The following is a 14,472-nucleotide window of genomic DNA, read 5'->3' as shown; positions in this document are numbered from 1 at the left end:
CGGTGGAGCTGCATGACAAGGTCATCGGGCATTATCTGAACATAAAACACTATCAGTAAGTTGGAGTCATTACCAAATGGGATTATGCGAATAATGTCATTATTATTCTGCCGTCTGGCATTGCACCTGACTACTTGGAGCAATATTCCAGATTTGAATTACGCCTACGTAAACATTTATCACTGGCGGAAGAGTCTCTCTGGCAAAAATGTGCACAAAAACTTATTGCCGCAATTCCACATATTCCAGAATGGCGGCAACCATTAATTGCTTTGTTATTACCCGAAAAACCAGAAATTGCACATGAAATTGCCCAGCATCTACTGGGGCAAAAAAAATTACCCTCGCTTGAGTGGTTAAAAATAGTGGCGACTGATGAGCACATTCTTGCCTCATTAGAAAAATATCACGAGCCATATGCCATTTTTGATGATTACTATTGTGGTGCGATATGGTCAGCCACCGTATTACAGGAGCAAGGTGTTGCAGCCCTGCCCCGATTTGCTCCCTATGCCGCAAGTGACTACTGCGCCGATGTGTTGCGTCATATCAATCATCCGTTCGCATTAACACTGCTTATACGTGTAGCCGGGCATACTAAACGCTGTCACGATCGAATGACGAAAGCCTGCGCTGCGTTCCCACACGCAGCACTGGCAGCACTGGCGGAACTTCTAGTGCAAAAAGAAGAGAATAGTTGGCGCATTATGCTAATGACGATGTTTATCTCGCAACCAGCACTGGCAGAACAGGTCATTCCCTGGCTTTCGACACCCGCAGTTGCAGTGCTGAAATCATGCCAGCACCAACTGACACAGCCCTCAAACCATGCCAGCGCCGATCTACTGCCAGCCATAGTAGTCTCCCCACCATGGATTTCGAAAAAGAAAAAATCGCCGATTCCGGTGCTGGATTTAGCGCCATTAGGCATCGAGCCAATCTGTTATCTGACAGAAGAAATCAGTAATCAACTTTTGGCGAAATATATCTGGTATTCAAAACACATCACGGTTAGCCATGAAGAAAGTACTACCAACCTGTTGGCAAGGATGGGTTTTCAACGACGGATCGCTGGTACATATATTAAAGCTCCCGAAGCGGTAGTTGAGGCATGGCTAAATGAAGATTATTCAACCTTACTAAGTGAATTTAAGGTGTTTCATTCACCTACCGGGCATTATTGGCAGTTGGGGATTTTGACAACATTGCCGCTGGAGGCTGGAGAAAGCAGTAAAAGCATGGAATGCCCTTACTCTATCTCCACATACCGATACCGAATACGCCATGTTACATTTTGGACTCAAAGGTTTACCTGGTTTAGTTAACTCAATTACACGCTATCCACAGGAAGCCTTGCCCATCACGAATTACTTCGCAGCGAGTGAGCTGGCTCCTGCCGTCGCCCGTGCCTTCAACAAACTCAAAACGCTACGCGAAAACGCCCGCACCTGGCTGTTGAAATACCCGGAACATGCCCTTACCGGCCTGCTGCCTGCGGCGCTCGGCAAAGCCGGTGAAGCACAGGATAACGCCCGCGCTGCCTTGCGTATGCTTACCGAAAACGGTCATCAGCCATTACTGCAAGAAATCGCCCGGCGTTATAACCAGTCGGAAGTAACAGACGCGGTGAACGCTCTGCTTGCGCTCGATCCCTTAGATAATCACCCGACAAAAATCCCCACTCTTCCGACCTTTTATCAGCCATCGATCTGGACGCGCCCGGTATTAAAAGCAAACGCCCAATCACTGCCAGATAACGCCCTCCTCCACCTCGGCGAAATGCTCCGCTTCCCTCAGGAAGAGGCTCTGTATCCGGGATTATTGCAGGTGAAAGACGCCTGTACCGCTGACTCTCTGGCTGAATTTGCCTGGGATCTGTTTACCGCCTGGCAGACCGCTGGCGCGCCGTCGAAAGAGAGTTGGGCGTTCACTGCGTTAGGCGTTCTCGGTAACGATGACACCGCCCGCAAACTGACGCCATTAATACGCGCCTGGCCTGGTGAATCCCAGCATAAACGCGCCACCGTTGGGTTGGATATTCTCGCCGCTATCGGTAGTGATATCGCCCTGATGCAGCTTAACGGCATTGCTCAGAAACTGAAATTCAAAGCATTACAGGAGCGGGCAAAAGAAAAGATTGCCGACATTGCCGAGAGCCGCGAACTCACGGTAGCGGAGCTTGAAGATCGGTTAGCACCGGATCTCGGTCTGGATGATAACGGTTCGTTGCTGCTGGATTTTGGCCCACGCCAGTTCACCGTCAGCTTTGATGAAACCTTAAAACCGTTTGTGCGTGATGTTTCCGGCAGCCGCCTGAAAGACCTGCCAAAACCAAACAAAAGCGATTATGAGTCACAGGCGAACGATGCTGTTAACCGCTACAAATTGCTGAAAAAAGATGCGCGTACCGTCGCGGCCCAGCAGGTAGCAAGGCTTGAATCCGCCATGTGCCTGCGTCGCCGCTGGTCGCCGGAAAACTTCCAACTCTTCCTGGTTGTGCATCCGCTGGTTCGCCACTTAACCCGCCGTCTGATTTGGGGCGTTTATAGCGCCGACAACCAGCTACTGGCCTGTTTCCGGGTAGCGGAAGATAACAGCTACAGCACCGCTGACGATGATCTTTTCACCCTGCCGGAAGGCGATATCTCTATCGGCATTCCTCACGTTCTGGAAATATCACCGACGGATGCTGTCGCCTTTGGTCAGCTTTTTGCCGACTACGAACTGCTACCACCGTTCCGTCAGCTTGACCGTAACAGTTACGCCCTGACAGAAGCCGAGCGCAACGCCAGCGAACTGACCCGCTGGGCAGGCAGAAAATGCCCGAGCGGCCGGGTCATGGGGCTGGCAAATAAAGGCTGGATAAAGGGCGAACCACAGGATGGAGGCTGGATGATCAAACCTCTCGGTCGCTGGTCGTTAATCATGGAAATCGACGAAGGTTTTGCGGTGGGTATATCACCAGCCGAACTTAGCGCTGAGCAGCTCTTAAGCAAGCTGTGGCTATGGGAAGGCAAAGCGGAAAGCTATGGCTGGGGGAGTAATTCAACACAGGAAGCGCAGTTCTCCGTACTCGATGCCATCACCGCCAGCGAGCTAATTAACGATATTGAAGCCCTGTTTGAATAAGGAAAGAGCATGGACAAGGAATTACCGTGGCTGGCGGATAACGCCCAACTGGAACTGAAATATAAAAAAGGCAAAACACCACTCAGTCATCGCAATTGGCCGGGCGAACCAGTGCCTGTTATCACTGAAAGCATCATTCAGACACTGGGTGATGAATTGCTACAAAAAGCTGAGAAGAAAAAAAACATTGTCTGGCGTTATGAAAATTTTTCACCGGAGTGGCAGTCCGCCATTACGCAGGCCATCAACTTGATCGGCGAACACAAACCCTCAGTCCCGGCCCGCACAATGGCGGCACTAGCCTTTATCGCGCAAAATGACAACCAACAGTTGCTCGACGAAATCGTCCAACAAGAGGGGCTGGAATATGCGACTGAGGTGGTGATTGCACGCCAGTTTATTGCACGGTGTTATGAGAGTGATCCTCTGGTAGTCACATTGCAGTATCAGAACGAGGACTATGGCTATGGTTATCGCTCAGAAACCTATAACGAATTCGATCTCCGACTGCGTAAACACCTCTCTCTGGCAGAGGAAAGCTGCTGGCAGCGTTGCGCCGACAAACTCATTGCCGCACTGCCAGGAATAACCAAAGTTCGCCGCCCTTTTATTGCGCTGATCCTCCCCGAAAAACCAGAAATCGCCAATGAGTTGGTAAGCCTTGAATGCCCGCGGACTCATTTTCATTCTAAGGAGTGGTTAAAAGTTGTTGCTACTGACCCCAAAGCGGTGAGAAAACTCGAACGCTACTGGAGCCAGGATATATTTAGCGATCGAGAAGCCAGCTACATGTCGCATGAAAACCACTTCGGCTACGCGGCCTGCGCTGCCCTTTTGCGCGAACAAGGACTGGCAGTCGTTCCGCGCCTCGCGATATATGCCCATAAAGAAGATTGCGGCAGTCTGCTGGTACAAATTAACCATCCGCAAGTCATCCGCACCTTGCTGTTAGTTGCTGATAAAAACAAACCCAGCCTGCAACGTGTGGCTAAATACAGTAAAAACTTCCCCCATGCGACACTCGCCGCACTGGCAGAACTGCTGGCGTTAAAAGAACCACCAGCCCGCCCAGGTTATCCAATCATCGAAGACAAAAAGCTGCCTGCACAGCAAAAAGCTCGAGATGAATACTGGCGTACGCTGTTACAAACGCTGATGGCATCGCAGCCACAACTGGCAGCAGAAGTGATGCCGTGGTTAAGTACTCAAGCCCGGGCAGTGCTGAATAGTTATTTATCGGCACCGCCCAAACCAGTTATTGATAGCACCGATAACAGCCAAATGCCTGAAATCCTCGTTTCACCACCATGGCGTGGGAGAAAGAAAAAGACTTCCATACGTCACTTTTCGCTGCCTGATCTTACGCTTGCACCGCAAACGTACAGGTCGCCGAATAAACACTGGACGCCGGAACAGCAAACTGCAATTGACCATTTTAGCGCCATGTCTTTTGACGAACGTCTTGCTACGAGAGGAGCGGATATCTTCTTGCGGGAATTAGGTTTTGACGTTCATAGCCTGGAATTTAATAAGCGTCTTCTTAATGGACAGTTGGATGCCTTTGATGCTCAGCAACTGCAAGAATACACATCAATAGGACTATTGCGTACTTATCACGCGCATCAGGCCAAATCTAAACAGTACCGGGAAGACGCCACCAATGCATTACTGGCACAAGATAGCATTGCGTTGATGGGAGGGTGGCGAACTTTTCAGCACGGATTTTACTATGGTAATGAACAGCGTTGGGGGATTTGGAATCTGTACCTTATCGCGCAGATGCCGCGCGAAATGGCGGTATCGTGCTGGCAACAAATTGTCGAGGCTGATTTTCATTACACCGGGGTGGAATATTTGTTAAGTGTGCTGGGTACCGATGCTTTGCCTGGATTAAACACCGCCTTTGCCCGACATCCAAAAGAGATATTTCCGCTGCTGATTCATTTCGGCGCAACAGAACTGGCCCTGCCCATTGCCCGCGTCTGGCACCTTTTTGCGGGCCAGCGTAATCTGGCTCGCCAGTGGATTTTACAATGGCCGGAACATACGGCTACTGCACTTATCCCTCTTGTCTTCACCAAATCTAGCGATAAAAGCGAAGCTGCATTACTTGCCCTGCGTTTACTTTACGAACATGGGCATGGCGAATGGCTACAAACTGTAGCCAATCGTTGGCAGCGTACAGATCTATGGCCTGCCCTGGAACAATTACTTAAACAGAGTCCAATAGAGATTTACCCGGCACGCATTCCAAAAGCCCCTGATTTCTGGCATCCGCAAATGTGGTCCAGGCCGCGCCTTATCACTAATAATCAACCTGTTACCGATGACGCTCTGGAAATTATCGGCGAAATGCTGCGCTTTACCCAGGGGGGACGTTTTTATAGCGGGCTGGAACAACTGAAAACGTTCTGCCAGCCACAAACGCTGGCAGCTTTTGCCTGGGATCTCTTCACTGCGTGGCAACAAGCTGGTGCCCCCGCAAAAGACAACTGGGCATTTCTGGCGTTAAGTCTCTTTGGTGACGAAAGCACGGCACGGGATCTAACGACACATATCCTCGCCTGGCCACAAGAAGGCAAATCTGCCCGTGCGGTCAGTGGCATGAACATCCTTACCCTGATGAATAATGATATGGCGCTGATGCAGCTGCATCATATATCGCAACGGGCGAAATCCCGCCCCTTACGTGATAACGCGGCGGAATTTCTTCAGGTAGTCGCAGAAAATCGCGGGCTAAGCCAGGAAGAGTTAGCGGACAGATTAGTCCCAACACTGGGCCTTAATGATCCGCAGGCGTTGAGTTTTGATTTTGGTCCCCGGCAGTTTACCGTTCGCTTCGATGAAAACCTCAACCCGGTTATCTTTGATCAGCAAAACGTTCGCCAGAAAAGTGTTCCCCGGTTGCGCGCCGATGACGATCAACTGAAAGCGCCCGAGGCACTGGCCCGACTAAAAGGGTTAAAAAAAGATGCTACTCAGGTGAGCAAAAACCTGCTCCCGCGTCTTGAAGCTGCCCTACGTACCACCCGACGCTGGTCGCTGGCAGATTTTCATTCTCTGTTTGTTAATCATCCCTTTACCCGTCTGGTTACCCAGCGATTAATATGGGGGGTTATCCGGCAAATGAACCGCGTCGTTTACTCAACGCCTTTCGTGTGGCCGCAGAGGGGGAGTTCTGCAATGCGCAAGATGAGCCAATTGACCTGCCTGCGGACGCTCTGATTGGCATTGCCCACCCGTTAGAAATGACAGCAGAAATGCGCAGTGAATTTGCACAGCTTTTTGCCGATTACGAAATTATGCCGCCTTTTCGCCAGTTGTCGCGCCGCACGGTGCTGCTCACACCTGACGAGTCAACCAGTAACAGCCTGACTCGCTGGGAAGGTAAATCCGCTACCGTTGGGCAACTTATGGGAATGCGATACAAAGGCTGGGAGTCAGGTTATGAGGACGCATTTGTCTATGACCTGGGTGAGTACCGGCTGGTCCTTAAGTTTTCACCCGGTTTTAACCACTACAATGTTGATAGCAAAGCGCTAATGAGCTTCCGTTCTCTTCGAGTGTACCGTGACAATAAATCCGTCACTTTTGCCGAACTTGATGTGTTTGATTTGAGTGAGGCGTTAAGCGCACCTGACGTCATTTTCCATTAAAACAAAGCGGGCAGTGATGCGACTGCCCGTTATCTACACGACTTACCAGCGGGGAAAGCGATGATCGTGCAAAAAGAGCTGGTTGCTATTTACGATTATGAGGTCCCTGTACCTGAAGATCCGTTTTCCTTCAGACTTGAGATCCATAAATGCTCTGAATTATTTACAGGTTCCGTCTACCGACTGGAACGGTTCCGGCTACGTCCAACATTTCATCAACGTGATCGAGAGGATGTTGACCCGCTAATAAATGATGCGTTGATTTATATAAGAGATGAGTTTATTGATGAGCAAAAATTACGAGGCGAATCACCTGAACCTGTAATAGTAATTTTTAATTGTAAACTACAGAATATATTCAACCAACAAATAGAATTATATACTCTAGATAATTCAAGTCGCAGCACATGCAACTTGAAGTATGACGAGTATAGCTTTATTAAAGGGGGGAACGGTATTCCCCCTTAGATGCGTTTCAATTTGCCCGTTACTTCAACAAATCAATCAACCGTAACAGAGCCACTAATAGCTCCAGTACAGCAATGAGCACGGTTAACTTTTGTGTCAGCGTGTCCATCCGCTCTCCTTATTAAGGAGCACAACACCAGCACCTTACCCTTACACTGCCTGTCGATACTGGTTTACGTTTGTTGAGTCGCCATGTTGCACTCCGGATCAGAGCACTACCTGCGGCACCACCCGTCCGGTAGCCAGGACTTGAAATAGGTTCGATCCGGCGCAACTTCCCAACAGTCAGGATTATAAATCTCATTATCTTAATTGCAACACTGTCCAGAGGTGGTTATAATTCGTTCGTTGGAACACGATGTTGCACAGGCAGTGGTGTTAGGCCTGAAAATAGTAAATAAAAGAACCTGCCTCACCAGCAGTTTTTTTTATTTACTGTGATCTGCTTTCCAGATATTTTTCGCTCAAACAACTAATGCGCCAAACATTTATTGCGCGTAAAATATCGTTTATTTCATTAATACATTTCAGGGATGAATATATGTCACCGCAGAATAATCATCTGCAGCGTCCGCCTGCTGCTGTGTTATACGCCGATGAACTGGCAAAATTAAAACAAAATGATAACGCACCTTGCCCGCCCGGTTGGCAGTTAAGTTTGCCTGCGGCCCGTGCTTTTATCCTTGGCGATAGCGCGCAAAATATTAGCCGTAAAGTGGTGATTAGTCCCTCCGCTGTCGAACGTATGTTAGTCACTCTTGCCACCGGACGCGGTTTGATGTTGGTGGGGGAACCTGGCACCGCAAAATCTCTCCTGTCTGAATTACTGGCAACCTCTATTAGCGGCGATGCCGGGTTAACCATCCAGGGCGGCGCATCTACTACCGAAGATCAAATCAAGTACGGCTGGAACTACGCCCTGCTTATCAATCATGGTCCATCAACGGAAGCGCTGGTCCCTGCCCCGCTTTACCAGGGAATGCGCGACGGCAAAATCGTCCGTTTTGAAGAGATAACGCGTACACCGCTGGAAGTGCAAGACTGTCTGTTAGGTATGCTTTCTGACAGGGTGATGACGGTGCCGGAACTCACTGGTGAAGCCAGTCAGCTCTATGCGCGAGAAGGCTTTAATATTATTGCCACTGCCAATACCCGCGATCGCGGCGTCAATGAAATGAGTGCTGCGCTAAAGCGTCGCTTCGATTTTGAAACTGTCTTTCCGATTATGGATTTCGCCCAGGAGCTGGAGCTTGTCGCCAGTGCTTCGGCGCGTTTGCTGGCCCATAGCGGTATTCCGCATAAAGTGCCTGACGCGGTACTGGAGTTACTGGTCCGCACCTTCCGCGATCTGCGTGCCAACGGCGAAAAGAAAACGTCAATGGATACACTAACAGCGATTATGTCCACCGCTGAAGCCGTGAACGTGGCCCACGCCGTAGGCGTCCGCGCCTGGTTTTTAGCGAATCGCGCAGGTGAGCCAGCCGACCTGGTGGACTGCATTGCCGGAACCATCGTCAAAGATAACGAAGAAGATCGCGCTCGTCTGCGCCGTTACTTCGAACAGCGTGTCGCCACACATAAAGAAGCTCACTGGCAGGCTTATTATCAAGCCCGCCACCGCCTGCCGTGAGGAAAGATGCATGAGCGAGCCGTTAATTGTCGGCATCCGGCATCATAGTCCGGCCTGCGCCCGGCTGGTGAAATCGTTAATCGAAAGCCAGCGGCCACGATACGTGTTGATTGAAGGCCCTGCTGATTTTAATGACCGGGTAGACGAACTGTTTTTAGCCCACCAGCTTCCGGTAGCTATTTACAGTTATTGCCAGTATCAGGACGGTGCAGCCCCCGGGCGTGGTGCCTGGACGCCATTTGCTGAATTTTCGCCGGAGTGGCAGGCGCTACAAGCCGATCGTCGTATTCAGGCACAAACTTACTTCATCGATTTGCCTTGCTGGGCGCAGAGTGAAGAAGAGGACGATTCGCCTGATACGCAAGAGGAAAGCCAGACCTTGCTGCTGCGTGCCACCCGCATGGATAACAGCGACACCCTGTGGGATCACTTGTTCGAAGATGAAAGCCAGCAAACTGCATTACCCTCTGCACTGGCGCACTATTTTGCCCAACTGCGGGGCGACTCCCCCGGCGATGCTCTAAATCGTCAGCGCGAAGCCTTTATGGCCCGCTGGATTGGATGGGCGATGCAGCAAAATAATGGCGACGTGTTAGTTGTCTGCGGTGGCTGGCACGCTCCGGCACTGGCAAAAATGTGGCGCGAATGTCCGCAGGTAATTAACACGCCAGAATTGCCGTCGCTGGCAGATGCCGTTACAGGTTGTTATCTCACCCCCTACAGTGAAAAGCGCCTTGATGTGCTGGCAGGATACCTTTCAGGAATGCCTGCCCCGGTCTGGCAAAACTGGTGCTGGCAGTGGGGCTTACAGCAGGCGGGAGAACAACTGCTAAAAACGGTTCTCACCCGTTTGCGCCAGCACAAGTTGCCTGCTTCGACCGCGGATATGGCTGCCGCTCATCTGCATGCGATGGCACTGGCACAGTTGCGCGGTCATACACTACCGTTACGCACTGACTGGCTGGATGCCATAGCAGGATCGCTGATTAAAGAAGCCCTGAATGCGCCGTTGCCGTGGAGCTATCGCGGCGTTATTCATCCCGATACCGATCCGATTCTGCTAACGTTGATAGACACATTAGCGGGTGACGGATTCGGTAAACTTGCCCCTTCTACGCCACAACCGCCTCTGCCAAAAGATGTCACTTGCGAACTGGAACGTACCGCAATCTCTCTTCCGGCGGAGCTTACCTTAAATCGCTTTAACCCCAATGGACTAGCGCAAAGTCAGGTGTTACATCGGCTGGCAATACTGGAGATCCCAGGGATTGTACGCCAGCAGGGAAGCACACTGACACTTGCAGGCAACGGTGAAGAACGCTGGAAATTAACCCGCCCGCTTAGCCAGCATGCGGCATTGATTGAGGCCGCCTGCTTTGGTGCCACACTCCTGGAAGCCGCACGCCATAAATTAGAAGCCGATATGCTGGACGCGGGTGGAATCGGCAGCATTACCACATGTCTTAGCCAAGCGGCGTCAGCGGGTCTGGCGTCCTTCAGTCAACAATTACTGGAGCAACTCACATTATTAATCGCCCAGGAAAATCAATTTGCCGAAATGGGCCAGGCGCTGGAAGTGCTATATGCCTTATGGCGGCTGGATGAAATTAGCGGTATGCAAGGCGCGCAGATATTACAAACGACGTTATGCGCGGCTATCGATCGCACGCTGTGGCTGTGTGAATCCAACGGCAGACCGGATGAAAAGGAGTTTCACGCTCACTTGCATAGCTGGCAAGCGTTGTGTCATATCCTGCGCGATCTACATAGCGGTGTGCAACTCCCCGGCGTTTCGCTTTCTGCGGCGGTAGCCTTGCTGGAGCGACACAGTCAGGCGATTCATGTCCTGGCACTGGATCGCGGCGCGACTCTTGGTGCGCTGATGCGTCTGGAACATCCCAACGCTAGTGCCGAAGCGGCGCTGACGATGCTGGCGCAGTTATCCCCGGCACAATCCGGCGAGGCGCTGCACGGTTTGCTGGCATTAGCCCGTCATCAACTGGCCTGTCAGCCGGCATTTATCGCCGGTTTCAGCAGTCATTTAAATCAACTAAGTGATGCCGATTTTACCAATGCCCTGCCCGATTTACGCGCGGCAATGGCCTGGCTACCGCCACGAGAACGCGGGACGCTGGCGCATCAGGTGCTTGAGCATTATCAACTGGCGCAACTTCCCGTTTCGGCACTGCAAATGCCGTTGCATTGTCCACCGCAAGCCATTGCACATCATCAACAACTCGAACAGCAGGCACTGGCATCGCTGCAACACTGGGGAGTTTTCCATGTCTGAACTGAACGATCTTCTGACCACCCGTGAGCTACAACGCTGGCGATTAATTCTTGGCGAAGCGGCAGAAACGACGCTTTGTGGGCTGGATGACAACGCCCGGCAGATAGATCACGCGCTGGAGTGGCTGTATGGGCGCGATCCTGAACGGCTCCAGCGTGGTGAACGCTCTAGTGGATTAGGTGGCTCAAATCTCACCACTCCTGAGTGGATCAACAGTATTCACACGCTGTTTCCGCAACAGGTGATTGAGCGGCTGGAAAGCGATGCCGTACTGCGCTACGGCATTGAAGATGTGGTGACAAATCTCGACGTGCTGGAACGTATGCAGCCTTCCGAAAGCCTGCTACGCGCCGTTTTGCACACCAAACATCTGATGAACCCCGAAGTACTGGCTGCCGCCCGCAGGATTGTGCGCCAGGTTGTGGAAGAAATTATGGCGCGACTGGCAAAGGAAGTTCGTCAGGCTTTTTCTGGTGTCCGCGATCGTCGTCGCCGCTCATTTATTCCACTGGCGCGAAACTTTGATTTCAAAAGTACTCTGCGCGCCAACCTGCAACACTGGCACCCGCAACACGGCAAGTTGTATATCGAATTCCCCCGCTTTAACAGCCGCATTAAACGCCAAAGCGAGCAATGGCAACTGGTCTTACTGGTTGATCAAAGCGGATCGATGGTCGATTCGGTGATCCACTCTGCGGTGATGGCGGCCTGTTTATGGCAGTTACCCGGCATTCGTACCCATCTGGTGGCGTTTGACACAAGCGTCGTTGATCTCACGGCAGACGTTGCCGATCCGGTAGAGTTATTAATGAAAGTGCAATTAGGCGGCGGAACCAATATCGCCAGTGCCATGGAGTATGGTCGGCAACTTATTGAACAACCTGCAAAAAGCGTCATTATCCTCGTGAGCGATTTTTATGAAGGGGGTTCATCATCATTGCTGACGCACCAAGTGAAAAAGTGTGTCCAGAGCGGCATCAAAGTGCTGGGACTGGCAGCGCTCGATAGCACAGCAACACCTTGCTATGACCGCGATACGGCCCAGGCGCTGGTTAATATCGGCGCACAAATAGCCGCCATGACACCGGGCGAGCTGGCATCATGGCTTGCGGAGAATCTTCAGTCATGAATTCACTACGTCCGGAATTATTAGAACTGACACCGCAGGCACTGACGGCGTTAAGCAATGCCGGTTTTGTTAAGCGCAGCCTTAAGGAACTGGAAAATGGCAACGTCCCGGAAATCAGCCATGAGAACAGCGCTTTAATCGCCACCTTCAGTGACGGTGTCCGTACCCAGCTGGCGAACGGCCAGGCACTGAAAGAGGCTCAGTGCACCTATGGGGCCAGCGGCATGTGCCGTCATCGCGTGATGCTGGTGTTAAGTTATCAACGACTTTGTGCTACCGCCCAGCCTACGGGAAAAGAAGAGGAATGGGATCCGGCAATCTGGCTGGAAGAACTGGCTACCCTTCCCGATGCCACCCGCAAACGCGCACAGGCGCTGGTCGCTAAAAGCATCACCATTGAGTTGTTCTGTGCGCCGGGTGAAATTCCCTCTGCCCGCTTACCGATGAGCGATGTGCGTTTTTATTCCCGCAGCAGTATTCGTTTCGCCCGTTGTGATTGTATTGAAGGCACACTTTGCGAACATGTCGTACTGGCAGTACAGGCCTTTGTCCAGGCAAAAGCGCAGCAAGCGGAATTGACTCATTTAATCTGGCAGATGCGCAGCGAACACGTCACATCATCTGACGATCCGTTTGCCAGCGAAGAAGGCAAAACGTGTCGTCAATATGTTCAACAACTAAGCCAGGCATTATGGCTGAGCGGCATCAGCCAGCCGCTTATTCACTACGAGGCCGCTTTCAGCCGCGCGCAGCAAGCAGCGGAACGCTGCAGCTGGCGATGGGTGAGTGAATCGCTACGGCAACTGCGCGCCAGCGTTGATGCCTTCCACGCCCGCGCCAGCCACTATCATGCCGGAGAATGCTTACGTCAGCTTGCGGCATTAAACAGTCGATTAAATTGCGCACAAGAGATGGCCCGGAGCGACAGTGTTGGTGAAGTTCCTCCTGTGCCGTGGCGCACGGTCGTTGGCTCTGGCATTGCCGGAGAAGCAAAGCTTGATCATCTGCGGCTGGTGTCTTTAGGTATGCGTTGCTGGCAGGATATTGAGCATTATGGTTTACGCATCTGGTTTACCGATCCCGACACCGGCAGTATTTTGCACCTTTCGCGCAGTTGGCCGCGAAGTGAACAGGAAGACTCACCGGCAGCTACGCGTCGGCTGTTTAGTTTTCAGGCTGGCGCACTGGCGGGTGGGCAAATTGTTTCACAAGCAGCAAAACGCAGTGCCGATGGCGAGCTGCTGTTAGCTACCCGCAACCGCTTAAGCAGCGTTGTACCGCTGTCGCCTGATGCCTGGCAAATGTTGAGCGCGCCGTTACGCCAGCCGGGCATTGTGGCTTTGCGGGAATATTTACGCCAGCGTCCCCCCGCCTGCATACGGCCTCTTAATCAGGTCGATAACTTATTTATTCTGCCGGTCGCTGAGTGTATTTCGCTCGGTTGGGATAGCAGCCGCCAGACGCTGGATGCGCAGGTAATCAGCGGCGAAGGTGAAGATAATCTGCTGACGTTATCACTGCCAGCCTCAGCCAGCGCGCCTTATGCCATTGAACGCATGGCGGCGCTTTTGCAACAAACAGACGACCCCGTGTGTCTGGTTTCTGGCTTTGTCAGTTTTGTTGATGGGCAATTGACACTGGAACCACAGGTAATGATGACAAAGACTCGTGCCTGGGCGCTGGACGCAGAAACTGCGCCTGTGGTGGTATCACTACCTTCTGCCAGCGTTCTGCCTGTGCCGTCTACTGCTCATCAGTTGCTGATGCGCTGCCAGGCGTTACTTATTCAACTGCTCCATAACGGCTGGCGCTATCAGGAACAGAGCGCTATTAATCAGGCAGAGTTGCTGGCGAATGACCTCACCGCGGTGGGTTTTTATCGGCTGGCACATGTGTTGGCACAATTTCGTAATACAGAAAGCGAGGCACGGGTAGAAGCAATGAATAACGGTGTTTTGCTTTGCGAACAATTATTCCCCATGCTTCAGCAACAAGGATGAAATAGTGCTTTTTACTAAGAGTTCTACTCCAGTTCCGGACTGCTCACGCCACGGTATTAGGCATATCCTATATAGCCCCTGGTGAGAGTCACCAGTTGGTAATGACTCCAACTTACTGATAGTGTTTTATGTTCAGATAATGCCCGATGACCTTGTCATGCAGCTCCACC

7 protein-coding genes and 2 pseudogenes are annotated in these 14,472 nt (G+C 51.7%); 8 read left to right on the top strand and 1 reads right to left on the bottom strand.

All coding sequences use genetic code 11. The annotated features are described in order from the left end of the window. The first annotated feature begins 2 nt into the window (after positions 1-2). The 8 genes and pseudogenes from ABZJ92_RS16715 (at position 3) to ABZJ92_RS16680 (ending at position 14,302) form a co-directional block, all read left to right on the top strand. The gene (locus tag ABZJ92_RS16715; RefSeq protein WP_003032489.1) at positions 3-59 is read left to right on the top strand and encodes an IS1 family transposase; all 57 of its coding nucleotides are present in this window, start codon (positions 3-5) and stop codon (positions 57-59) included. A gap of 15 nt (positions 60-74) precedes the next feature. Continuing rightward, a pseudogene (locus ABZJ92_RS16710) lies at positions 75-3,129 on the top strand (DUF4132 domain-containing protein); the annotation flags it as partial. Positions 3,130-3,138: 9 nt separating this feature from the next. Further along, a pseudogene (locus ABZJ92_RS16705) lies at positions 3,139-6,785 on the top strand (DUF4132 domain-containing protein). A gap of 60 nt (positions 6,786-6,845) precedes the next feature. After that, positions 6,846-7,253 (top strand): hypothetical protein, encoded by a 408-nt coding sequence (locus tag ABZJ92_RS16700; RefSeq protein ID WP_000636931.1) that lies wholly within the window; start codon positions 6,846-6,848, stop codon positions 7,251-7,253. 541 nt (positions 7,254-7,794) lie between these two features. Continuing rightward, the gene (locus tag ABZJ92_RS16695; RefSeq protein WP_001302026.1) at positions 7,795-8,883 is read left to right on the top strand and encodes an ATP-binding protein; all 1,089 of its coding nucleotides are present in this window, start codon (positions 7,795-7,797) and stop codon (positions 8,881-8,883) included. Between the two features lie 10 nt (positions 8,884-8,893). Further along, positions 8,894-11,173 carry a DUF5682 family protein gene (locus ABZJ92_RS16690; protein ID WP_001294428.1) on the top strand — a complete coding sequence of 760 codons (2,280 nt, stop codon included), beginning with the start codon at positions 8,894-8,896 and terminating at the stop codon, positions 11,171-11,173. Continuing rightward, positions 11,166-12,302, top strand: coding sequence for a VWA domain-containing protein (locus ABZJ92_RS16685; RefSeq protein WP_025745375.1), 1,137 nt, complete (start codon positions 11,166-11,168; stop codon positions 12,300-12,302). The genes ABZJ92_RS16690 and ABZJ92_RS16685 overlap by 8 nt, the downstream gene beginning before the upstream one ends. Next, a complete protein-coding gene (locus tag ABZJ92_RS16680; protein WP_001087240.1) occupies positions 12,299-14,302 on the top strand; it encodes a hypothetical protein in 2,004 nt (667 codons plus the stop codon). The genes ABZJ92_RS16685 and ABZJ92_RS16680 overlap by 4 nt, the downstream gene beginning before the upstream one ends. Positions 14,303-14,414: 112 nt before the next feature. Here the strand turns inward: ABZJ92_RS16680 and ABZJ92_RS16675 are convergent, their stop codons facing one another. Beyond that, entirely contained in the window at positions 14,415-14,471 is a 57-nt protein-coding gene (locus ABZJ92_RS16675) for an IS1 family transposase (protein WP_003032489.1), read from the bottom strand. Between the last annotated feature and the right edge of the window lies 1 nt (position 14,472).

Source organism: Shigella sp. FJ200513 (genome assembly GCF_040495915.1).
GTDB lineage: Bacteria > Pseudomonadota > Gammaproteobacteria > Enterobacterales > Enterobacteriaceae > ECMA0423.
The sequence above is the reverse complement of the archived record's forward strand: the minus strand, read 5'-3'. Positions and strand labels throughout refer to the sequence as shown.